Origin of the sequence: Sphingomonas sp. HMP9 (assembly GCF_013374115.1) — a bacterium.
In the GTDB taxonomy this organism is placed as follows: domain Bacteria; phylum Pseudomonadota; class Alphaproteobacteria; order Sphingomonadales; family Sphingomonadaceae; genus Sphingomonas.
Window position 1 is genome coordinate 2,076,039 of record NZ_AP022673.1, and the last position, 21,099, is coordinate 2,097,137.

23 protein-coding genes are annotated in these 21,099 nt (G+C 66.8%); 15 read left to right on the forward strand and 8 right to left on the reverse strand.

Features of this window, described 5'->3' with window-relative positions; genetic code table 11:
• Positions 1–36 precede the first annotated feature (36 nt).
• A complete protein-coding gene (locus tag HMP09_RS09175; RefSeq protein WP_176500105.1) occupies positions 37–522 on the reverse strand; it encodes an SspB family protein in 486 nt (161 codons plus the stop codon).
• 71 nt (positions 523–593) lie between these two features.
• Between HMP09_RS09175 and hisB the strand changes: the two genes are divergently transcribed.
• From hisB to HMP09_RS09220, 9 genes are all read left to right on the forward strand, one after another.
• Complete coding sequence (gene hisB / locus HMP09_RS09180; RefSeq protein ID WP_176500106.1) at positions 594–1,181, forward strand: imidazoleglycerol-phosphate dehydratase HisB; 588 nt, start codon at positions 594–596, stop codon at positions 1,179–1,181.
• Positions 1,178–1,495 (forward strand): YciI family protein, encoded by a 318-nt coding sequence (locus tag HMP09_RS09185; RefSeq protein WP_197942422.1) that lies wholly within the window; start codon positions 1,178–1,180, stop codon positions 1,493–1,495. Before hisB ends, HMP09_RS09185 begins: the two co-directional genes overlap by 4 nt.
• The gene (gene hisH, locus HMP09_RS09190) at positions 1,492–2,097 is read left to right on the forward strand and encodes an imidazole glycerol phosphate synthase subunit HisH (RefSeq protein WP_176500107.1); all 606 of its coding nucleotides are present in this window, start codon (positions 1,492–1,494) and stop codon (positions 2,095–2,097) included. Before HMP09_RS09185 ends, hisH begins: the two co-directional genes overlap by 4 nt.
• Positions 2,094–2,828 (forward strand): 1-(5-phosphoribosyl)-5-[(5-phosphoribosylamino)methylideneamino]imidazole-4-carboxamide isomerase, encoded by a 735-nt coding sequence (gene hisA, locus HMP09_RS09195; protein WP_176500108.1) that lies wholly within the window; start codon positions 2,094–2,096, stop codon positions 2,826–2,828. Before hisH ends, hisA begins: the two co-directional genes overlap by 4 nt.
• A gap of 244 nt (positions 2,829–3,072) precedes the next feature.
• Positions 3,073–3,870, forward strand: a complete 798-nt coding sequence (hisF, locus tag HMP09_RS09200; protein WP_176500109.1) for an imidazole glycerol phosphate synthase subunit HisF — start codon at positions 3,073–3,075, stop codon at positions 3,868–3,870.
• 4 nt (positions 3,871–3,874) lie between these two features.
• Complete coding sequence (locus HMP09_RS09205) at positions 3,875–4,051, forward strand: hypothetical protein (RefSeq protein ID WP_176500110.1); 177 nt, start codon at positions 3,875–3,877, stop codon at positions 4,049–4,051.
• Between the two features lie 32 nt (positions 4,052–4,083).
• Positions 4,084–4,401: a phosphoribosyl-ATP diphosphatase gene (locus HMP09_RS09210; RefSeq protein WP_176500111.1), complete on the forward strand. Its 318-nt coding sequence runs from the start codon at positions 4,084–4,086 to the stop codon at positions 4,399–4,401.
• A 164-nt stretch (positions 4,402–4,565) separates the two neighbouring features.
• Complete coding sequence (locus HMP09_RS09215; protein WP_176500112.1) at positions 4,566–4,943, forward strand: histidine triad nucleotide-binding protein; 378 nt, start codon at positions 4,566–4,568, stop codon at positions 4,941–4,943.
• A gap of 112 nt (positions 4,944–5,055) precedes the next feature.
• Positions 5,056–6,666: an amino acid permease gene (locus tag HMP09_RS09220; RefSeq protein WP_176500113.1), complete on the forward strand. Its 1,611-nt coding sequence runs from the start codon at positions 5,056–5,058 to the stop codon at positions 6,664–6,666.
• 181 nt (positions 6,667–6,847) lie between these two features.
• On the opposite strand, the gene HMP09_RS09225 is transcribed toward HMP09_RS09220, so the two are convergent.
• Complete coding sequence (locus HMP09_RS09225) at positions 6,848–7,846, reverse strand: adenosine kinase (protein ID WP_176500114.1); 999 nt, start codon at positions 7,844–7,846, stop codon at positions 6,848–6,850.
• Positions 7,847–8,284: 438 nt separating this feature from the next.
• On the opposite strand from HMP09_RS09225, the gene HMP09_RS09230 reads away from it, so the two are divergent.
• The gene (locus tag HMP09_RS09230; protein WP_176500115.1) at positions 8,285–8,986 is read left to right on the forward strand and encodes an EI24 domain-containing protein; all 702 of its coding nucleotides are present in this window, start codon (positions 8,285–8,287) and stop codon (positions 8,984–8,986) included.
• On the forward strand, positions 8,983–9,354 hold the full coding sequence (locus HMP09_RS09235) for a hypothetical protein (RefSeq protein ID WP_176500116.1): 372 nt from the start codon (positions 8,983–8,985) through the stop codon (positions 9,352–9,354). The genes HMP09_RS09230 and HMP09_RS09235 overlap by 4 nt, the downstream gene beginning before the upstream one ends.
• On the opposite strand, the gene HMP09_RS09240 is transcribed toward HMP09_RS09235, so the two are convergent.
• Positions 9,267–10,301 (reverse strand): phosphatase PAP2 family protein, encoded by a 1,035-nt coding sequence (locus tag HMP09_RS09240; protein WP_176500117.1) that lies wholly within the window; start codon positions 10,299–10,301, stop codon positions 9,267–9,269. The two genes, HMP09_RS09235 and HMP09_RS09240, sit on opposite strands and share 88 nt — an antisense overlap.
• 59 nt (positions 10,302–10,360) lie before the next feature.
• Positions 10,361–11,428: a tRNA epoxyqueuosine(34) reductase QueG gene (gene queG, locus HMP09_RS09245; protein WP_176500118.1), complete on the reverse strand. Its 1,068-nt coding sequence runs from the start codon at positions 11,426–11,428 to the stop codon at positions 10,361–10,363.
• 17 nt (positions 11,429–11,445) lie between these two features.
• On the opposite strand from queG, the gene HMP09_RS09250 reads away from it, so the two are divergent.
• The 4 genes from HMP09_RS09250 to msrB all read left to right on the forward strand — a co-directional run bounded on the left by HMP09_RS09250 (position 11,446) and on the right by msrB (position 15,567).
• Entirely contained in the window at positions 11,446–12,399 is a 954-nt protein-coding gene (locus HMP09_RS09250) for an ABC transporter ATP-binding protein (protein ID WP_176500119.1), read from the forward strand.
• Positions 12,396–13,640, forward strand: coding sequence for an ABC transporter permease (locus HMP09_RS09255; RefSeq protein WP_176500120.1), 1,245 nt, complete (start codon positions 12,396–12,398; stop codon positions 13,638–13,640). The genes HMP09_RS09250 and HMP09_RS09255 overlap by 4 nt, the downstream gene beginning before the upstream one ends.
• A gap of 141 nt (positions 13,641–13,781) precedes the next feature.
• Positions 13,782–15,017, forward strand: a complete 1,236-nt coding sequence (locus HMP09_RS09260) for a cytochrome P450 (RefSeq protein WP_176500121.1) — start codon at positions 13,782–13,784, stop codon at positions 15,015–15,017.
• Positions 15,018–15,066: 49 nt separating this feature from the next.
• A complete protein-coding gene (gene msrB, locus HMP09_RS09265) occupies positions 15,067–15,567 on the forward strand; it encodes a peptide-methionine (R)-S-oxide reductase MsrB (protein ID WP_197942423.1) in 501 nt (166 codons plus the stop codon).
• 384 nt (positions 15,568–15,951) lie between these two features.
• Here msrB and HMP09_RS09270 read toward each other — a convergent pair whose 3' ends face one another.
• The 4 genes from HMP09_RS09270 to HMP09_RS09285 all read right to left on the reverse strand — a co-directional run bounded on the left by HMP09_RS09270 (position 15,952) and on the right by HMP09_RS09285 (position 21,066).
• The gene (locus HMP09_RS09270; RefSeq protein WP_107957749.1) at positions 15,952–16,575 is read right to left on the reverse strand and encodes a CHAP domain-containing protein; all 624 of its coding nucleotides are present in this window, start codon (positions 16,573–16,575) and stop codon (positions 15,952–15,954) included.
• A 137-nt stretch (positions 16,576–16,712) separates the two neighbouring features.
• Positions 16,713–18,593, reverse strand: coding sequence for a M1 family metallopeptidase (locus tag HMP09_RS09275; protein ID WP_176500122.1), 1,881 nt, complete (start codon positions 18,591–18,593; stop codon positions 16,713–16,715).
• A gap of 198 nt (positions 18,594–18,791) precedes the next feature.
• A complete protein-coding gene (locus tag HMP09_RS09280) occupies positions 18,792–20,216 on the reverse strand; it encodes an MFS transporter (RefSeq protein ID WP_232090158.1) in 1,425 nt (474 codons plus the stop codon).
• A 22-nt stretch (positions 20,217–20,238) separates the two neighbouring features.
• Entirely contained in the window at positions 20,239–21,066 is an 828-nt protein-coding gene (locus HMP09_RS09285; RefSeq protein WP_176500123.1) for an SDR family NAD(P)-dependent oxidoreductase, read from the reverse strand.
• Positions 21,067–21,099 lie beyond the last annotated feature (33 nt).

Genomic DNA, 21,099 nt, shown 5'->3' on the forward strand with positions numbered 1-21,099 from the left:
TTCCCTCTCCCCGGAGGGGCGAGGGAGTTTAGCGGGTCATTTCTTCCGCTTGAAATCCACCGCGACGACGTTCGAGCCGTCTTCGATCGGCACCGCGGTCGGCCCGTCATTCTCGGGCTCGTCATGCTCGCCGAGCGCCTCGTCCGCCCCTTCCTGCGCCTGGAAGCGCAGTTCGAAGCTGACCGCCGGATCCTGGAACGCGGTGATCGCCGAATAGGGAATCACCAGCTTCGACGGGACCTGGTTGAAGCTCAACCCGATCGAGAAGCGCTCGTCGTCGACGATCAGGTCCCAGTAGCGGTTCTGCATGACGATCGTCATCTCGTCCGGAAACCGCTCGATCAGCCGCTTGGGGATGTCGACGCCGGGCGCCTGGGTCTTGAAGGTGATGTAGAAATGATGCTCGCCGGGAAGCCCGCCGGCCTCCGCGACCGAACCGAGCACGCGGCCTACCACGGCACGCAGGGCTTCTTGTACGATCTCGTCGTAGGGAATCAGGCTATCGGGCAGTCCATCGGTCATATCCCTTGGGTAAAGCTATTCGATTGGCGGTCAAGATTGCATGCGCCGGTCAGCGCGTTATGGGAGGTGGCATGCGCACCGCCACGATTTCCCGCTCCACCGCCGAGACGGCGATCGACGTCACCATAAACCTCGACGGGACCGGCGTTTACGACGTCGAGACCGGGGTCGGTTTTTTCGATCACATGCTCGAACAATTGTCGCGCCATTCGCTGATCGACCTGCGCGTGCGGACCAAGGGCGACCTGCACATCGACGAGCATCACACCGTCGAGGATACCGGCATTGCGATCGGCCAGGCGTTCGCGCAGGCGCTCGGCGACAAGCGTGGCATCACGCGGTACGGCGATGCGCTGTCGCCGATGGACGAGACTCTCACGCGGGTCGCGCTCGATATTTCGGGGCGGCCGTGGCTGGTGTGGAAGGATTTGTTCTCGCAGACGCGGCTCGGCACGATGGATACCGAGATGTTCGAGCATTTCTTCCACAGCTTCGCGCAGGCCGCCGGCATCACGCTGCACGTCGAGACGCTGTACGGCACCAACAACCATCACATCGCCGAGGCCGCGTTCAAGGGCGTCGCGCGCGCGCTGCGGACCGCGATCGAGATCGATCCGCGCAAGGCGGACGCGATCCCGTCGACCAAGGGCATCTTGTGAGCGAGCCGTTTGCGCGGACCGATGCACCATTGTGCGTCGTCGTGCTGCGCTATGTCGCGCCGCTGGATGCGATCGATGCGCGGATGAAGGACCACGTCGCGTGGCTCAGCAAGGGCTATGCCGAGGGCGTGTTTCTCGCATCGGGTCGGCAAATGCCGCGTACGGGCGGCGTCATCCTGATCCGCGGCGAGAAGGCGGCGGTAGAAGCGGTGGTTGCGACCGATCCGTTCGTCAGCGGCGGGCTTGCGACGGCCGAGATCACGGCGTTCACCGCAAGCATGGTCTTGCCGGAAATCGCCGAGTTGCTGTCGTGACGCTCGCGCTGATCGATTACGGCGCGGGGAACCTGCATTCGGTCGAGAACGCACTGCGGACGGCGGGATGTGCCGATCTGGTCGTGACGTCGGATGCCGATGTCGTCGCTAAGGCCGAGCGGATCGTGCTGCCGGGTGTCGGCGCATATGGCGCCTGTGCGGCGGCGTTGCGCGCGGTGCCGGGGATGGTCGAGGCGTTGAACCAGCGGGTTCGCGACGAGGGTACGCCGTTTCTGGGCATCTGCGTCGGCATGCAGTTGATGGCCGATGCAGGCGAGGAAATGGGGACGCATGCCGGGCTCGGCTGGGTTTCGGGCCGGGTGCGTCGCCTGGAACCGGGCAGCAGCGACGTGAAGGTGCCGCACATGGGCTGGAACGACGTCGTCCCGGCGCGCGCGCATCCACTGATCGAGCCCGGCGAGGCGTATTTCCTGCACAGCTTCGCGTTCGAGGGCGCCGACGTTCTCGCGACGACCGACCATGCCGGTGCCGTCACCGCGGCGATCGGCCGCGACACGATGATCGGCGTGCAGTTTCATCCCGAGAAGAGCCAGCGCTACGGCCTGGCCTTGCTCGAACGATTCCTGGAGTGGCGGCCGTGAGCCTGATTATCTTTCCCGCAATCGACCTCAAGGCGGGTCAGGTAGTGCGTCTCGCCGAGGGCGATATGGACCGCGCGACCGTGTACGGCGACGATCCGGCGGCGCAAGCGATGCTGTTCGCCGAGGCGGGCGCCGAGCATCTGCATGTTGTCGATCTCGATGGCGCGTTCGCGGGCGCCTCGGTCAATGGCGATGCGGTGCGATCGATCGTGGCGCAGTTCCCCGGACATGTGCAGCTCGGCGGCGGGATCCGGACGCGAGCCAGCGTCGAAGGCTGGTTCGACCTGGGCGTGTCCCGCGTGGTGATCGGGACGGCAGCGCTGGAGGACCCCGAGTTCGTGCGCGGCGTGGCGAAGGATTTCCCCGGCGGGATCGTCGTCGCGGTCGACGCGAAGGACGGCATGGTCGCGACCAAGGGCTGGGCCGACGTGTCGACCACCAGCGCGGTCGATCTCGCGCGCCGGTTCGAGGATGCGGGGGTGGCGTCGCTGCTGTTCACCGACGTCGGCCGCGACGGGATGCTCAAGGGCTGCAACGTCGAGGCGACGGTCGACCTCGCGCGGTCGGTCGACATACCGGTGATCGCAAGCGGCGGGGTGAAGGGCATTGCCGAGATCCACGTGCTGGCGCTGCATGTCCGTGATGGGGTCGAAGGCGTGATCACCGGGCGGGCGTTGTACGACGGCCGGCTCGATCTCGCGGCGGCTTTGAGCGTGGCGAAGGCCGCATGAGGGGTCACGCGGAGACGCGGAGACGCGGAGACAGTGAGAATTTTTCGCGCAGAGGCGCAGAGAGCGCGGAGGTAGTGCGCGGCAGCGTTCATCTTTTTGCTACCGCCATCGGTATCCCGCGGGCCTCGCTGCCCCCCCTCTTCTCTGCGTCCTCTGCGCCTCTGCGCGAAATAGTCTTCTTAGCGGCTCCGCCGCGTCTCCGCGTCTCCGCGTCTCCGCGTGAACACATTCTTCGGGCAAGCGCGTGACGGTCCGCGCCCGAGTCATACCTTGTCTCGACGTAGCCGACGGCCGCGTCGTGAAGGGCGTGAACTTCGTCGAACTGCGTGACGCCGGCGATCCGGTCGAGCAGGCGCGCGCCTATGACGCCGCCGGGGCGGACGAACTGTGCTTCCTCGATATCGGTGCGTCTCATGAGGGTCGCGGTACGATTCTCGACGTCGTGCGGCGAACGGCGGCCGTATGCTTCATGCCGCTGACCGTCGGTGGCGGCGTGCGCACCGCGGACGATGCGCGCGCGCTGTTGCTCGCGGGCGCGGACAAGGTGGCGGTCAATTCCGCCGCGGTCGAACGGCCGGAGCTGGTCGCGGACATCGCCGAGCGCTTCGGCAGCCAGTGCTGCGTCGCGAGCGTCGACGCGAGGCGCTCCGGCGAAGGCTGGGAAGTGTTCACGCATGGCGGGAGGCGGGCGACCGGGATCGACGCGGTCGCGCATGCCTTGAAGCTCGCCGAACTGGGGGCGGGCGAATTGCTCGTCACGTCGATGGACCGCGACGGTACGCGCAGCGGCTATGACCTCGACCTGATCCGCGCGATTTCCGACCGGGTGGGCGTGCCGGTGGTCGCCAGCGGCGGGGTCGGCGGGCTCGACGATCTCGTGGCGGGGATTCGCGACGGGCATGCGAGCGCGGTGCTGGCGGCGTCGATCTTCCATTTCGGGCAAGCCTCGATCGGCGATGCGCATGCCGCATTGGCGGCGGCGGGCTTCCCGGTGCGGACGCCTATTCTGGCGCCGGTTCGGGCGCCGGTTCGGGCGGCCTAGCCCGATGGTCGCCCTGCCCCTTCTCGCGGTGCAGTCGGGGCATAGCGGTATCGTCCATCCGCGCACCGGGCCCGAACTGTCGGACATCGCGCTGTTCGTGGTCGCGGCGGTGGGCGTGTGGCTGGTACGGCGGGCGCTGCGGACGCGGTTTGCGAAGACCCGGCCGCCCGAGAAGGATTGACCCGCCTGCCCTGCTACGCCAGCACGCAGCGCATGGACCCCGTATTCGACCGCCTCGAAGCCACCATCCGCGCGCGCCGCGATGCGCCCGCCGACACCTCCTACACCGCCAGCCTGTTCGCCAAGGGCCGGCCCAAGATCGCGCAGAAGCTTGGCGAGGAGGCCGTCGAGACCGTGATCGCGGCATGCTCGGGCGATGAGGCGAGCATCGTGCCCGAAGCGGCGGACCTGATGTTCCACCTCGCCGTCCTGCTGGCGGATGCGGGACTAAGCCTCGACGACGTACGTGCCGAGCTTGTGCGGCGCGAGGGCGTCGGCGGGCTCGTCGAGAAGGCGGGCCGGACGGGCTGACCTACCCACCTCCGTCATCCCCGCGAAGGCGGGAATCCAGACTGGCTAGCCATGCCGCGGGACGGCTGACGTTCGAGGATATGGATCCCCGCCTGCGCGGGGATGACGGAATTGGCCATGTTCCGGCGAAAACGGGCTATGATCGCGCAAAAGGAGCCCGTCCTATGCCAATCGACGCCACCCAGCCTTACGACGACCAGAACATCTTCGCGAAGATCCTGCGCGGCGAGATCCCCTCGAAGCGCGTCTACGAAGACGCGTTCGCGGTCGCGTTCCACGACATCAATCCGCAGGCGCCGACGCACCTGCTCGTGATCCCCAGGGGCGCCTATGTCTCGTGGGACGATTTTTCCGCGCGCGCGCCCGACGCCGAGATCGCCGGCTTCATCCGCGCGGTCGGCACCGTCGCGCGCGACGCGGGACTCGTCGAACCGGGCTATCGCCTGCTCGCGAACATCGGCCAGCACGGCAACCAGGAGGTGCCGCATCTGCATGTTCATGTCTTCGGCGGCCGTCCCTTCGGGCCGATGCTGACGCGATAGGCCAGCTTCACCGCACTAAAGGATTGCGCGTAATAAAATTGCCATTAGGCTCGGTCGCTTGTGCAAGGGGGCCTTATTGACCCGGCCCTCGCAATCCCCGGGGGGTACCGAATTGATTTTTGGGCGCGTAAAATCGCTGGATGCCATTTTGGCGACGGCAGAGAAAAAGGGTCTGGCGCGAACGCTCAGCGCCTTCCAGCTGACGCTGCTGGGCGTCGGCGCGGTGATCGGCACGGGTATCTTCGTGCTGACGTCGGAGGCGGCGCAGAAGGCCGGGCCGGGCATGTTGCTGAGCTTCGTGGTCGCAGGCTTCGTCTGCGCGGTCGCGGCGCTCTGCTATTCCGAGCTCGCGTCGATGGTGCCGGTGTCGGGCTCGGCCTATACCTACACCTATGCGGTGACGGGTGAGCTGCTCGCGTGGATGGTCGGCTGGGCGCTGATCCTCGAATATGCGGTCGGCGCGAGTGCGGTCGCGGTGGGGTGGTCGAACCATCTGGCCGGGCTGCTCGACGGGATCGGCTTCCACATCCCCAACGGGTTGCGCAACGCAGACGCGCTGATGGCGCACGTCCAGGTCGCGTTCGGTGCGACGCCGAACGCCGATCTGCAGACCGCGATGACGGTCGGCGGCTTCATGAATTTGCCCGCGGTCATCATCATCGGCCTCGTCACGTGGCTGCTGGTCGTCGGCACGACCGAGAGCGCGCGCGTCAACGCGGTGCTGGTGCTGATCAAGATCGCCGCGCTCACCGCGTTCATCGCGCTGACCATCCCGGTGATGAAGGCCGATAACTTCCAGCCCTTCCTGCCCTACGGCGTCGGCAATCCGCTGAGTTCGTCGGGTGTCGGCGTGCTGGGCGCAGCGGCATCGATCTTCTTCGCCTATGTCGGCTTCGACGCGGTTTCGACCGCAGCGGAAGAGACCAAGAACCCGCAGCGCAACGTACCGATCGGGCTGATCGCCAGCCTCGGCATCTGCACCCTGTTCTACCTGCTGGTCGCGTCGGGCGCGATCGGTGCGATCGGCGCGAACCCGGTGACGACCGCCAATGGCGGCATCCTGGCGCCGGGGTCTGCCGAGATGGCCGGCCGCTGCGCCGCGATCGTCGCGTCGGGCGCGATGGAGCCTCTGGTCTGCTCGAAGGAAGCACTCGTCCATGTGCTGCAGGTCATCAACTGGCCGATCATGGGCCGGCTGGTCGGGCTCGCCGCAGTGCTGGCGCTGCCGTCGGTCGTGCTGATGATGATGTTCGGCCAGACCCGCGTGTTCTTCACGATGGCGCGCGACGGCCTGTTGCCCGCCAAGCTCGCCTCGATCCACCCCAAGTTCCATACCCCGCACGTCGTGACGATCGTGACCGGCATCGCCGCGGCGATCGCGGCGGCAATCCTGCCGGTCGGCAAGCTCGCCGATTATTCGAACGCGGGCACGCTGTTCGCGTTCATGATGGTGGCGATCTCGGTGATGGTGCTGCGCAAGACAGATCCGAGCCGCAAGCGCCCGTTCCGCACGCCCGGCGTGTGGATCGTCGCACCGCTCGCGATCATCGGCTGCGTCGGGCTGTATCTGTCGCTGCCGCTCACCGCCAAGCTGGTACTGCCGGGCTGGGGCGCGATCGGGCTGCTGATCTACTTCCTCTATAGCCGCTCGCGCAGCCATGTCGGGCTCGGGGTCGACGATGGTCCCGATACCGACGACCGGGCGCCGCCCGGTACGCTCTGACACAGGACGCAAAAAGGGCCGCGGGAGGAGACTCCCGCGGCCCTTTTTTTGTGCGCGGCGCACCAAATTCGTCATCCCCGCGAAGGCGGGGATCCATATCCTCCAGCGTTCGCGAGTCTATCGCGAGGCCAGCCGGTATGGGTTCCCGCCTTCGCGGGAATGACGGTGTCGTGGGCTTGGCTCAGCCGATATGCTTCGCCGCCAGCGCCTTCATGTCGACCATCGGCCGCGCGCCGACATGGCTGATGATCTCGGCGGCGCAGACCGCGCCGAGCTTGAGCGACGCGTGCAGGTCATGGCCCTGCGCCTGGCCGTGGAGGAAGCCCGCCGCGAACAGGTCGCCCGCGCCGGTGGTGTCGACGACCTTGGCGATCGGCTCGGCCTTCACTTCGGCGCGCGCACCGTGCTGGAGGGCGCAGGCGCCGTGCTCGCCGCGGGTGACGACCAGGGTCGGGACCTGTGCGGAAATCTTGGCGACCGCTGCGTCGAAATCGTCCGTCTCGGCAAGCGCTGCAAGTTCGCTCTCGTTGGCGAACAGGATGTCGATCAGGCCGTCCGACAGCAGCTGGCGGAAATCGCCGCCGTGGCGCGAGATGCAGAACACGTCGCTTAGCGTAAAGGCGACCTTGCGCCCTGCCCCACGCGCGCAGTCGATCGCGGCACGCATCGCGGCGCGCGGCTCTTCAGGATCCCAGAGATAGCCTTCGAGATACAGGATCGCGCTGTCGGCGATCATCGCGGTGTCGATCGCGGCGGCAGGCAGGAACTGGCCTGCGCCAAGGAAGGTGTTCATCGTGCGCTGGCCATCCGGCGTCACGAAGATCAGGCAGCGGCCGGTGGTCGGGTCGCCGGCGCGGACGGGGGTCGCGAACTCGATGCCGATGCTGCGGACGTCGTGCGCGAAGACCTGGCCGAGCTGGTCGTCGGCGACCTGGCCGATGAACCCGCATTTGCCGCCGAGCGCGGCGATGCCGGCGACGGTGTTGGCCGCCGAGCCGCCGGAAATTTCCATGCCCGGGCCCATCTTGGCGTAGAGCGCGTCGGCTTCTTCCGACGAGAACATGAGCTGCATCGAGCCCTTGGCGACGCCGATCTCGGCGATGAACGCGTCGTCGGCGGTGGCGAGGATGTCGACGATGGCATTGCCGATCGCGACGACGTCGTAGGTGGGATTGGACAAGGGGCGCACTCCGGGCGGACGGGAAAACGCTTGCCGTAAATGGCGGGGGGGATTGGTGCAACCGGTGTGGGGGGTGGGCCGCGTCGGTTAGATCTCGGCAGAATCGTCATGTCCACCACCCCGGCGGAGGCCGGGGCCCAGTTGGAAAGGTGGTAGTGACGAAACGCGATCCTTTGTTACTGCTGTCCCCCAACTGGGCCCCGGCCTCCGCCGGGGTGGTGATCGTGGGTTGTGACGTCCGCAATTCTAGCTGTTTTCGCAGACAGTGACGGTACAGCCGCCCCTTCTGTTCCCTCGCGAACGCGGGGGTCCAGGATCTCGGGCGGTTCGCTTGGTTTAGCTGGGCCCCCGCGTCCGCGGCGGAACGGAAGGGTTGACGCCCTCGGTCACAAACCAACGCGCGTTGACCTGAGCCGCCCTCCCCGCCATCCCAAGCCAATGATCCGCGCGTTCCTGCTCTCGCTCCGCCAGCTGACCGATCCGCCGGTCCTGCGCGTGTTCGTCAAGTCGATGGCGGTCACTCTGCTCGTCTTCGCGCTGCTCGGCATCGGGACATGGTGGGGCACGCAGGCCGCGCTCGCCGCCTGGCTGGGCTGGGACGCGGACGGAGTGGCAGCCGCATTCGCGCTGTTCGTCACGGTCCTCGCGCTATGGCTCCTGTTCCGCGCGGTTGCGATCGCAGTCGTCGGGGTGTTCGCGGACGAGGTCGTCGAGGCGGTCGAGGCGCGCCATTATCCCGACGCGCTCAAGACCGCCCGCCCCGTTCCGTTGGCTCGCAGCCTCGCAATGGGCCTGCGCTCGGCCGGGCGCGTCGTGCTCGTCAACCTGCTGATGCTGCCCCTCTACATCGCACTGCTCGTCACCGGCATAGGCACGGCAGCGGCGTTCTTTATCGTCAACGGCTGGCTGCTCGGCCGCGATCTCGGCGACATGGTGGCGGCGCGGCACATGGACGCGGCGGCGATGCGGGGCTGGCGTGCGACGACCAAGGGTGGGCGGTTCGCGCTGGGGCTTGCGAACACCGGGCTGTTCGTGGTTCCGGTACTCAACATCGCCGCGCCCGTTCTGGGGGCCGCGATGGCGACGCATTATTTCCATGGTGCGCGAGCGACATCGATGTTGGACAAGGGCCGAGCATGACGCGACTGACGACGATAGCGATCGCCTTGGCACTTGGCGGCGGCTTGGCCGGTTGCGCCGCACCGGTCGCCAAGCCTGCGATCGGCCGCCCGGCCATACCCTATACGAGCGTCGGACTGGAACGCGTGCTAGGCCAGGATGCCGCCGGCCTGGCCAAGCTGTTCGGCCAACCCGATGCCGACGTCCGCGAAGGTGCGGCCCGCAAACTCCAGTTCCAGAGCGGCATCTGCGTGCTGGACGCGTATCTCTATCCCAAGGGATCGGATGCCCCGCGCGTCACCTATCTCGATGCGCGCGAACCCGACGGCAGCACGATCGACCGAGCGAGTTGCGTCGCGGCGCTGACCCGGCGCGAGGGGGGACGGTAGCCCGTGGCCGTCGGCACATCGGCCTTGCCGGCAAGCGAAATCCCGATCACCGCCACCACGCAGCCAGCGACGATGTCGATCAGATAATGTCCGCCGATGGGGACCGCAGATATGAGCATCGCGCCATTGAGCAGGATCGCCGGCCAACGGATCGCACGCATCGATGATGCCGCCCAGCCCAGGAGTACCGCCGCTGCGGCATGGAAGCTGGGAAAGGTGACGATGCCATCGAGATCGACGAACCCGATATGGTGCAAGGTACCGGCTCGCAGTTGGGAAAGTACCGTCGCCTGATGCCAAGGCGTTGGATCGCGCATGGCCGGAACATCGGCCGCCGCCAAACCGAAATGGGCATAGGCGCCGACCCCGGGAAAAAGCACGAAGAGCGCGCAGGTGACGAACAACGTCCCCAGCCACGCCATCAGAAACGTCCATACGCGACGGTGCTGGCCAGAAAAACTGAGCATCACGATCAGAAGCATCGGCTGCCAGCCGATGCTTTCATACACCCAATTCGCGGCGGCCATCAGGATGTGGCGATGCGAGAGCCACAGCATTGCCGCCGGCCAGTCCAGCCCGGGGATTACGGCGCGGTCGATCGCGGCGAGTGCCGGGTCGATCAGAGGCCGGTCGCTCGTCCCGAGAGCGAAGGTCAACAGCGTTATGCCGACGCACCCGGCTATGAACAGACCGCCCCCTTGCGCCAGCGTCGCGAGCCGATCGAACCCCCTGCCCTGCAGGCAGAGGCCAACGCCGATCGGCGTACCGATGATGACCGCGGCCATGGCGAATTCGTCCAGCGCGATCGTCAGATGACGGACGGACACGCCGAGCAGCGCGACTGTCCATGCGATCGCGACCGCGGCATAGACAGGCACCGCCCCCTTTCCCACAACCGATCGTGACACGGGCTCAACCCCGGCGATCGATACGATAGTCGCGCGCATGAAACCTCCGCCTGTGGCGATTCCCTACCAGCAGAGAGGTTACGAAGGCGGTAAGATAGTCATCCGCCACCGTGTTCGCCGAACCGGGACAGCGCCCAGTCCGCGGCGTCGCGCACCACCGCGTTCTCGTCCGACAGAAGACCCTGCACGAGCGGGGCCAGTCGTAAATCACCGCTGTTGCCCGCCGCGATCAGTGCGTTGCGGACCATCCGGTCGCGGCCGATCCGCTTGATCGGGGAGCCGGCGAAAACCTGGCGGAAGCTCGCGTCGTCGAGCGCTAGGATGTCCGCCAGCTCCGGCGCAACGAGTTCCGCACGCGGGTGGAAGGCGAGGTTCGCGTTGGCGGCGGCGGCGAACTTGTTCCAGGGGCACACGGCCAAACAGTCGTCGCAGCCATATATGCGGTTGCCGATCGCGGCGCGGAATTCGTGCGGGATCGGCCCGGCATGCTCGATCGTCAAATAGGAGATGCAGCGGCGGGCATCGAGCTGGAACGGCTTCGGGAAGGCGTCGGTCGGGCATGCGGTCTGGCACGCGTCGCAACTGCCGCAGGTGTCGACGCCGCCCTTGTCCGGCGCCAGATCGAGCGTGGTGTAGATCGCGCCGAGGAACAGCCAGCTGCCATGCTCGCGACTGACGAGGTTGGTATGCTTGCCCTGCCAGCCAAGCCCCGCGGCTTCGGCGAGCGGCTTTTCCATCACCGGCGCGGTGTCGACGAACACTTTCAGGTCGAACGGGGGCAGGTCCCGTTCCGCTTCCGCTGCCAGCCAGCGCCCGAGCGCCTTCAACTGGCGTTTCACGACATCGTGATAATCAGGGCCCTGCGCATAGACCGAGATGCGCCCTACCCCGCCCTCGTCTGCCAGCCGCAACGGGTCATCCTTCGGCGCATAGCTCATGCCGAGCGCGATCACGCTGCGGACCTCGGGCCAGAGGCCGGCGGGACTTTCGCGGTGGTGCTTGCGCTCCTCCATCCAGATCATGTCGCCGTGACGGCCGTCCGCGAGCCATTGGTAAAGGCGCTCGCCCGCGCGCGGCGCGGCGTCGGCGCGCGCAATTCCGCAGGCGGCGAAGCCCAATTCGGCCGCTTTGGACTTAAGTCGGTGTTCCAGCTTGTCTTGCGCCACGTCCGCCCGCTACCACGATGCTACCCTCGGGAGGAAGATTGCGCGTGAACGATGAATGGGCGGTCACTGCGAGCGGAATCGTGAAGCGGTTCGGCGACCGGCGCGTGGTCGATGGGGTGGACATCATGGTGCCACGCGGTTCGGTGTACGGCGTGCTCGGCCCCAACGGTGCCGGCAAGACCACCACCTTGCGCATGCTGCTGGGGATCATCGAGCCCGACGCCGGATCGCGCACGCTGCTCGGCTACGACAATCCGAGGGATGCGAGCGACCGGGTCGGCTATCTGCCCGAGGAACGCGGGCTGTATCCGGCAATGAAGGCGCGTGAGGCGATCGCGTTTCTGGGGGCTCTGCGCGGACTCGACTGGAAGACAGGACGCGAGCGTGCGGTGGTGCTGATGGAGGCCGCCGGGCTCGGCCATGCGGTCGACGAGAAGATCCGCAAGCTGTCGAAGGGCATGGCGCAGCTCGTGCAGCTGCTCGGCTCGGTCGTGCACCAACCAGATCTGCTGGTGCTCGACGAGCCGTTTTCGGGGCTCGATCCGGTCAACCAGGAGCGGCTCGAGGCGTTGATCCTCGCCGAGCGCGACCGCGGCGCGACGATCCTGTTCTCGACGCATATCATGAGCCATGCCGAGCGGCTGTGCGACCGGCTGGCGATCATCGCCGGCGGCAAGCGCCGCTTCGAGGGGACGGTGGCGGACGCGCGCGGGATCCTGCCGCAGCGGGTTCACTATACGCCGCACCGGCCCGATCCGGCGATCCGCGGCGTGTTGCCGGCGGATGCGGCGGCGGACGGGGATAGCTGGCGGTTCGAACTGCCCGACGAGGGGATCGAGAGCTTGCTCGTACGGTTGATCGACGCGGGGTACGGGATTTCGGGGTTGTCGATCGAGCGGCCCGGTCTGCACGAGGCGTTCGTCCGGATCGTGGGACAGCATGCACCCGTGCCTCAGGAGACTGCCGCATGACCCGCTTCCGCCGGACCCTGCGCCAGACCTTCACGATCGCGCGGCGAGATTTTATCGCCACGGTATTCACGCCGATCTTCCTGCTGTTCCTATTCGCGCCAGCAATTATGGGAATGTTCAGCATCATCGGCGGAATGGGTGCTCGAAGCGCTACCACAGGGGCGCAGGACACGACGCGTATCGTCGCGATCATCTCTGCTCCGCTCAACCGGCCTATCGCTCAGGCTGATACGCGATTGCGCGACGTGTTCGGCGGCGACGAAGCGCCGCCTAGTCTGACGACCGTCACGCCCACCGGCGACCCGGCCGCGCAGGCGCGCGCCGCGTTCGAGACAAAGGACATTGATGCGGAGGCAGTGCTGTACGGCCCGCTCGATGCGCCGCAGATCCTGTACGGCCCGCGCGGGCGACGGTCGGCGGATTATCTCGGCTTGCTCGCCCAGACGACGCTGGCCGCGCAGAAGCTCGGTGGCACGCTGCCAACGATCGCCGCGACCAAGACGCGCATCACGCGCTCGACCACCTCGGTCGGCGGCCAGCACCAGTCCGCGTTCTTCGCGGTGTTCGGGATCTTCTTCCTGACGCTGTTCCTCTCGGGCCAGGTCGTCGGCACGATGGCGGAGGAGCGCAACAACAAGGTGATCGAGGTGCTTGCCGCGGCGGTGCCGCTCGAATCGGTGTTCTTTGGCAAGCTGATCGGGATGTTCGGCGTCGCGGTGCTGTTCGTCGCGTTCTGGGGCACCGTTGTCACGCAGATCACGTCGCTGATGCCCGCTGCGGCTGCGGTCGCGCTGGGCGACCTGACGCCTGCGATCGGCGTGCCGATGTTCGCGCTGCTGTTCGCCGCCTATTTCAGCATGGCGTATCTGTTGCTCGGCTCGGTATTCCTCGGCGTCGGCGCGCAGGCCTCGACGATGCGCGAGATCCAGATGCTGTCGCTGCCGATCACGATCCTGCAGGTGGCGATGTTCGGGCTGTCCTCGGCCGCGGTCGCGCATCCCGGCAGCTGGATCGCGACCGCTGCCGAGCTGTTCCCGCTGTCGTCGCCGTTCGCGATGGCCGGCCGCGCGGCGAACTCGCCCGCGCTGTGGCCGCACGTCGCGGCGCTCGCATGGCAGGCGCTGTGGGTGACGATCTTCATCACGGTCGGCGCGCGGCTGTTCCGGCGGGGCGTGCTGCAATCGGGGAGTGCGCGGCCGTTCTGGCGGCGGAAGGCCAAGGCAGCGGCGGCGGCGGCGTAAGCCGTTCTCCTGCGAACGCAGGAGCCCAGGATTACAAACAGTTATGTTCGCGACCCTGGGCTCCTGCGTTCGCAGGAGAACCGCTCTATTGACATAGGTGTCAGCTAAGACTCTCCTGCGCAAAAATGCGGGAGAGAGATGATGGCTACTCTGGTGCGCAATGTGGACGTGACCGTCGATCCGCTCGATGTGAGCCGCGCCGAACTCTACCGCGACGATATGTGGCAGGCGCCGTTCGCCCGGCTGCGCGCCGAGTCGCCGGTGCATTACGTCGAACACTCCGACTACGGCCCCTATTGGTCGGTCTCCAGCTACAAGGGCATCGTCGAGGTCGAGTCCCTCCCCGATCTCTATTCCTCCGAGGCGGGCGGCATCACGATCGCCGATTTCGTCGCCGAGCGCGATGTCCGCATGCCGATGTTCATCGCGCGCGACCGCCCCGTCCATACCGGCCAGCGCCGCACCGTCGCGCCCGCCTTCACCCCCAGCGAGATGACGCGGATGTCGGGCGATATCCGCACCCGGACCGCGGCCATGCTCGACAGCCTGCCGTGGAACACGCGCTTCGACTGGGTCGATACCGTCGCGATCGAGCTCACCACGCAGATGCTCGCGATCCTGTTCGACTTTCCGTGGGCGGACCGGCGGAAGCTGACCTTCTGGTCGGACTGGGCGGGGGATATCGAACTGGTGAAGACCGAGGAGCTGCGCCAGCAACGCCTCGTCCACATGTTCGAATGCGGGTCGTATTTCAAAACCCTGTGGGACGCGAAGATCGACAAGGCGCCGACGCCTGACCTGATCTCGATGATGATCCATTCGGATGCGATGGCGCACATGGACCACAATGAATTTATCGGGAACCTCATCCTGCTGATCGTCGGCGGCAATGATACGACGCGCAATTCGATGTCCGCGCTCGCCTACGGCCTCGACAAGTTTCCCGAGTCGCGCGCCAAGCTGGAGGCGGACCCGGGGCTGATCCCCAATGCGGTGAGCGAGATCCTGCGCTGGCAGACGCCGCTCGCGCATATGCGACGGACCGCGACGGCGGACACCGAACTGATGGGCCAGCAGATCAAGGCGGGCGACAAGCTCGCGCTCTGGTACATTTCGGCGAACCGCGACGAGAGCGTGTTCGGCGAGGATGCGGATTCGATCCAGGTGGATCGCCCGAACGCCCGGCGACATCTGGCGTTCGGGCACGGCATCCACCGCTGCGTCGGCGCGCGACTCGCCGAGATGCAGATCGCGATATTGCTCGAGGAGATGGCAGCGCGGCGGATGCGGATCAACGTGCTGGCCGAGCCGACCCGGGTCGCGGCGTGCTTCGTCCACGGCTATCGCACGCTGCCGGTGGAAATCAGCAAATACTGAGTGTTGGCGTCACCTTATCGGTCGGTTCGCGCGTACCTATATCCGAATCATGGAGACCGATATGACTCAGGACCGCCGCGCTTTTCTCACGCTTGCCGGAGCGGGTGTCGCCGGCTTTGCGCTCTGGGGATGCTCGTCGCAGCCCGCACAGGCGGCCGAGCGGTTCGAGGTGACTCTGACCGACGCGCAGTGGCGCAAGAAGCTGTCGCCGGACGCGTATACTACGCTGCGCAAGGAGGGTACCGAGCGGCCCTATTCGAGTCCGCTCAATGGCGAGCACCGCGCAGGCGTCTTCTCGTGCCGAGGGTGCGGTCTGCCGAATTTCTCGTCGAAGACCAAGTTCGAGAGCGGCACCGGCTGGCCGAGCTTCTGGCAGCCACTGCCGAACGCGGTGCGGACGCGGGTCGATTCGACGATGGGAATGGCGCGGACCGAGGTGCATTGCCGGCGGTGCGGCGGGCATCTGGGGCATGTGTTCGATGATGGGCCGAAGCCGACGGGGAAGCGCTATTGCATGAATGGCGATGCGCTGACGTTCAGGGCTGCGTGAGAACTTTCACCTGAATGTGCTTGGCGCGTTTTGCGGATGAGCGAATAGAATATGTTTCCCCGCGAAGGCGGGGATCCAGACTGGGCGCCCGCATTCGCGGGAGAACAGGGCAGCACGACTGGGCGACCATTTTGCGCTGTCACATTCGCGCGCTTTCGTAGCGGCTTCTGTGCGTTTGCACCTCCCCGGCGGAGGCCGGGGTCCAATTGGGAGACGTCGCTGATCGACGTTGCGCGCTGTTACCGAAACCTCACCAATTGGGCCCCGGCCTTCGCCGGGGAGGTGTTTCTTTCGGGTAGCGTTAAAGCGCTAGACTGTCTGGGGGGCGATCAGCGCGAGACGTTGGGAAGGCAACGGATGCCGGACCAGCCGGGCACCACGGGCTTAGTTCGCCTCGTTCACCAGCGTGAAGATACCGCGGGGGTCGGTCGGGCCGTGCTGCACGCTCGCGAGCTGCGCGGCGTTGGCGCGCTGCGTTGCGGTGACGGTGCGCGTGGCGCTGGCCATCTGGAACGAGGGCTGCGCAGGCGCGTCGAGCGTGCCGCCGGCCGGGGCATGGCCCGAATAGATGAAGCCCTTGGTCGGATAGGCCGAGGTGCCGAGGCCGCCCTGCGGGCCGTACCAGACCTTGACCATGCTCCAGTCGCCGGCGTCGGAGACGTCGACTGCGCGGACGTTGGTCTCGACGGCGCCGGGGCGCGACCAGTTGGCGTGGGTGAGGAGGACTTCGCGGTCGCTGACGACCTTCGAGACCATCGCGACATGGCCGACGCGCATCCGCGAGGTCGGCGAGAAGGCGAGGACCGAACCGGCCTTCGGGGTGTGGCCACGCTCGTAGCGACCCTCGGCCTGGCTCCACCAGGTGTTCGCGTTGCCGCGGATTTCGATGCCCGACACCGAGCGAGCAAACGTTACACACTGCCAGAACTGGGCTGCTGCCGGTGTGGCCGTCATCAGGCCGCACGATACCACCAGCGCAAAACGCGCTGCTAACGCCTTGAAATTCATCGAGACCCCCCGGCCAAAACCCGTTTGTCGCATTCTGGCTACGGGAGGTTCGATTTAATTGAAAGTCGGCCGGGAACCATATCCGACGAAGCGTGTTACCGCGCCGACCAACGCCCCAAAGCGTCAGCCAGACTGGCTCAGTTCATCAGTTTCCAGCCGGTTATGCGGTCCACGGTGACCTGCGTGACCGCATGATAGCCCGGCCGCGCCTTGCCGTAGATATCCATCGCGAGCTTGTGACCCCAGTCGCCCGAGTCCATCATCTGCTGGAACAGCGGCGCAACGAATTTGCGGCGGCCCTGCGAGGTCAGGAACTGCTCCGCCGAGGCGTCGGCCGGCGCATAGTGATTGGCGAGCGCGAGTTGCAGCCAGGCGAAGCGGATCTCGGCATTGCCGGTGCTGTTCCAGCCGAACGCGGCGTCGAGCGCCTTCAGCCGCTCGGCGGGGAGTGTGCGCGGGAGCTGCGACAGGAAGCGCGTGATCTCCTGCGTGGTCGCCTTGCCTGGGACACCGGACACGGGCCCGCCTGCCGCATAGGCCTTCGCCGCAGCATCGACCGCGGGGAACGCAGCGGATGTGACATGCACCGCGTTCGCGGGGATGCCGGGGCTGTAGACCCAGGTGTCGACGCCGATCGTCGTGGCCTCGGCGGGGGTCAGCAGCTTCGATTTCAGGTCGGCGAGGAAGCCCGCGCTGGTCTGCGGCTGGAAGGCGTGGCGGTCGAAATAGCTGCGCAAATACGCGTCCCAGCGCGCGCGGCCGACCTGTTTCTCGATCGTGCGGAGGAACGATGCGCCCTTGTCATAGGCGATCTGCGTCATGCCATCGTCGGGATCGCGCGACGCGTCGAGATCGAGGTGGAGCTGCGTGTCCTTCGACGTGAGCCCGCCGGCTTCCTTCACTGCGGCCTGCATATCGGTCCAGGCGAGATCGGCCTCCATGTCCGCGCGGCGCTTGCCGTACAGCGCCTCCATGATCCGGTTCTCGAAATAGCTGGTGAAGCCTTCGTTGAGCCAGAAATCGTCCCACGTCGCGTTGGTCACGAGATTGCCCGACCAGCTATGCGCGAGTTCGTGCGCGATCAGCGAGACGAGGCTGCGGTCGCCCGCGATCGCGGTCGGCGTCGCGAAGGTCAGCGTCGGGTTCTCCATGCCGCCGAACGGGAACGACGGCGGCAAGACCAGCACGTCGTAGCGGCCCCAGCGATACGGGCCGTACAGCCCTTCCGCGGCGGCGACGAACTTCTCGAGCTCGCCGAATTCATACGCGGCCTTGGCGAGCGTCGCGGGTTCGGCCCAGATGCCGGTGCGCGGGCCTGTCGACTTGAACGCGATATTGCCTACCGCGAGCGCGATCAGATACGGCGCGACGGGCTTGTCCATCTCGTATTCGAACGTGCAGCGATCGGCCGCGCAGACCGGCTTGCCCGACGACAGCCCGCTCATCACCGCGACGAGTTGCTTCGGCACCGCGATCTTCGCCTCCCAGGTCTGGCGGATGCCGGGCGAATCCTGCGTCGGGATCCAGCTGCGGTTGAGGATCGCCTCGCCCTGGCTGAACAGGAACGGCTGTTTCTTGCCCGCGGTCTGCGCCGGCGTCAGCCACTGGAGCGCCTTCGCGTCGGGCGACGAGGCGTAGGCGATGCGGATCCTCTTGGCGCCGTTCAGCGTGACGGTCAGCGGCGCACCGTGGATCTTGTCGACCGCACCGACTTCGTAGGCCAGCGGCTTGCCTGCCGCGTCGGTGATGTTGACGATCTTGAGGCCGTTGTCATCGAGCACGACCTGCTTGGCGCCGGGGGCAGCGAGGATGTCGAGCGTCGCGATCCCGCGGATGACGTGCGTGTCGAAATCGGCGGCGAGATCGAGCGCCACGTGCGTGACGCGGGCCTCGGCGGGGCGGGCGTAGCTGTGCGGATCACGCGCGTCGGGGGTGGTGAGGATCGGGGCGATCGTCTGCGCGACGGCGGGGGATGCGAGGACGAGACCGAGGGCGGTGGCTAGTGCGGGGATACGCATGGAAACTCCGATGTCGCCGTTCCCCGAGGGCGGGAAGGCCATGCGTCGGTCCTAACGTGCAGTTCCGCTTGCTGGAAGGGAGGGACGCGCAGCGCCTTCCACTAGCCCCGTCATCCTGACGAAAGTCAGGATCCAGAGCCGTAAAGGACAGTCCTCCGTCACCCTGGATCCTGACTTTCGTCAGGATGACGAAGGTGGTTAGGTCGGTTTCGTTGCCAGCCGCGCCAGCCGTGCCTCATGTTCGACCCGCCCAAACGGAAACCGCGCGAAAAAATACGCCGAGACGCAGGCGAGCGCGACGTACAGCCCGGCATAGATCAGCGTCAGCCGGTCGATCGTCGCGACCGGCACCGTCCCCGGGGTCGCCTTGGCGGGGAAACCCGCCACTGCCAGGATCATCCCGGCGAAGAAGATGCCGATCCCGCTCGTGCATTTCTGGACGAAGAACGAGCCCGCGAAGAACACGCCTTCGGAGCGCCGCCCGGTCTTCGCCTCCGAATCCTCGACCACGTCGGCCATCATCGACGCGCCGAGGATGAACCCGGTGACGTTCGACGCGGTGCCGAGGATGAAGAGCCCGAACAGCATCGGCAGCAGCGCGCGGTCGCCGACCTCCGGGAACACGCCGAGCATCCGCAACCAATAGGGCGCGGTGTTGAGCGTCGCGCCGAGCAGCACCGCGGCGAGCGCGACCCTGGGCTTGCTCCCCGTCCTGCCCAACCGCGGCGCGGCGAGGAACGCGAGGAACACGCCCGTGAACAGCGCGATCGTCAGGTAGACGAACACCGGCCCCTTGAAGCCCCAGACATAGGTGTAGAGATAGTTCGACATCGCATAGCTGATGCCCTGGATCGTGTACGCGCAGACGCCCGCCGCCATCAGGATCGCGAACGCGCGGTTCTTCACGGTCTGGCGAAGTTCGGCGAAGGACTCGCGCAGAGTCTGGCGGGCGATCGGCGGGTTGGGCAGATGCCTGATCTCGTGGTGCGTGCCGAGCGCGGAGACGAGGATCGCGACGCCGATGGCGACCGCGCCCGCCAGCGCGAACCCGGCATAGCCCGCGCGGTTGAGCAGGCCGTTCGGGAACGCCGCGGTGGGGCTGAGGAAATACTGGTACGCCGACAGCAGCATCAGCAACCCACCGACCCAGCCGAACAGATAGCGATAGGCCATGATCCGCGTCCGCTCGTCATAGCCCGAGCTGAGCTCGGGGGTCAGCGCGACCGACGGCACCTCGTAGCAACTCACCGCGCTGCGCACGAGCACCGCCATCGCGAACAGCCAGACGAGCGTCTGCGGCTGCGACAGCATCGCCGGCGGATTCCACAGCAGCAGCCAGCCGATCATGATCGGCAGCGCCGACGCATACATCCACGGATGCCGCCGCCCCCACCGGGTCCGGGTCCGATCGGAGAAGAAGCCGACCGCGGGATCGACGAACGCATCGATCAGCAGCGCCATCATGATGACCAGCCCGACCGTCGCCGATGGCAACCCAACGACCTGGTTGTAGAACAGCAGCAGGAACGTGCCGAACCCGGAATCCTTCACCCCGTACGCCACCGCGCCGAAGCCATAGCTCGCCATCGTCGCGGTCGACAGGCGCCGGGCCGAGGCGGTCATAGCGAGCCGGTCATCGGGGCGGTCATTTCAGGCTATCGAGGATCGAGAACAGCGACGGTTGCGCCGGATCCCAGCTCGGCCGCGTGCCGATCGTCATGCCGCCGTCGACCAGGATGTGCGTGCCGGTGATGAAGCTCGCATCGTCGCTAGCGAGGAATGCGACCGCAGCGGCGATGTCCTCACCGGTACCGGGGCGGCGGATCGGCTGCGCGTCGGCGGCGATGTGTGCGATCATCGCGTCGGCCTTGCTGATCTTCGCCGCGTCGAGATCGAGCATCCGCGTAAAGATGTTGGTGACGATGAAGCCGGGGACGACCGCGTTCACGCGGATCGCATGCCGCGCGAGATCGGCGGCGGCCTGCTTGGTCAGGTGCAGCACCCCGGCCTTGGCGGTGGAGTAGGCGGTCGGGGCATAGCCCGTGCCGAGCGCGGACACCGACGAGGTGTTGACGATCGCGCCGCCGCCACGTTTCGCCATCAGCGGCGCCGCGTAGCGGATGCCGAGCGCGACCGAGCGGAGGAGGAGCGCCTGCGTGCGGTCCCAGTCCTCGGGCGAGATCTCGCCGATCGGGTCGCGCGAACCGCCTGCGCCGGCATTGTTGAACAGGATGTCGAGACCACCTGCATCGTCGGCGGCCTGCATCAGCGCCTCGATATCGCCCGCCTGGAGCACGTCGGTGCGTTGGAACAGGATACGGCCGTCGGACGCGTCGGCGATCGCGCGGCCGCCGGCCTCGTCGATGTCGCCGATCAGCACGGTGGCGCCTTCTTCGGCGAGCCGCAGCGCGGTCGCCCGGCCGATGCCGGACGCGCCGCCGGTCACGACGGCACGTTTGCCTGAAAACCTCACACGCACTCTCCTGCTTTTTGGCGAGCATAGTAT

Excerpts from the sequence above, each read along its gene's own strand:
- HMP09_RS09260 (WP_176500121.1), top strand. The coding sequence starts at position 13,782 with ATGGCTACTCTGGTGCGCAATGTGGACGTGACCGTCGATCCGCTCGAT.
- HMP09_RS09205 (WP_176500110.1), top strand. The coding sequence starts at position 3,875 with ATGGTCGCCCTGCCCCTTCTCGCGGTGCAGTCGGGGCATAGCGGTATC.
- HMP09_RS09210 (WP_176500111.1), top strand. The coding sequence starts at position 4,084 with ATGGACCCCGTATTCGACCGCCTCGAAGCCACCATCCGCGCGCGCCGC.
- HMP09_RS09215 (WP_176500112.1), top strand. The coding sequence starts at position 4,566 with ATGCCAATCGACGCCACCCAGCCTTACGACGACCAGAACATCTTCGCG.
- HMP09_RS09270 (WP_107957749.1), bottom strand. The coding sequence starts at position 16,575 with ATGAATTTCAAGGCGTTAGCAGCGCGTTTTGCGCTGGTGGTATCGTGC.
- msrB (WP_197942423.1), top strand. The coding sequence starts at position 15,067 with ATGGAGACCGATATGACTCAGGACCGCCGCGCTTTTCTCACGCTTGCC.
- HMP09_RS09235 (WP_176500116.1), top strand. The coding sequence starts at position 8,983 with ATGACGCGACTGACGACGATAGCGATCGCCTTGGCACTTGGCGGCGGC.
- HMP09_RS09255 (WP_176500120.1), top strand. The coding sequence starts at position 12,396 with ATGACCCGCTTCCGCCGGACCCTGCGCCAGACCTTCACGATCGCGCGG.
- HMP09_RS09175 (WP_176500105.1), bottom strand. The coding sequence starts at position 522 with ATGACCGATGGACTGCCCGATAGCCTGATTCCCTACGACGAGATCGTA.
- hisB (WP_176500106.1), top strand. The coding sequence starts at position 594 with ATGCGCACCGCCACGATTTCCCGCTCCACCGCCGAGACGGCGATCGAC.
- HMP09_RS09240 (WP_176500117.1), bottom strand. The coding sequence starts at position 10,301 with ATGCGCGCGACTATCGTATCGATCGCCGGGGTTGAGCCCGTGTCACGA.
- HMP09_RS09250 (WP_176500119.1), top strand. The coding sequence starts at position 11,446 with ATGCTACCCTCGGGAGGAAGATTGCGCGTGAACGATGAATGGGCGGTC.
- HMP09_RS09280 (WP_232090158.1), bottom strand. The coding sequence starts at position 20,216 with ATGACCGCCTCGGCCCGGCGCCTGTCGACCGCGACGATGGCGAGCTAT.
- HMP09_RS09230 (WP_176500115.1), top strand. The coding sequence starts at position 8,285 with ATGATCCGCGCGTTCCTGCTCTCGCTCCGCCAGCTGACCGATCCGCCG.
- HMP09_RS09275 (WP_176500122.1), bottom strand. The coding sequence starts at position 18,593 with ATGCGTATCCCCGCACTAGCCACCGCCCTCGGTCTCGTCCTCGCATCC.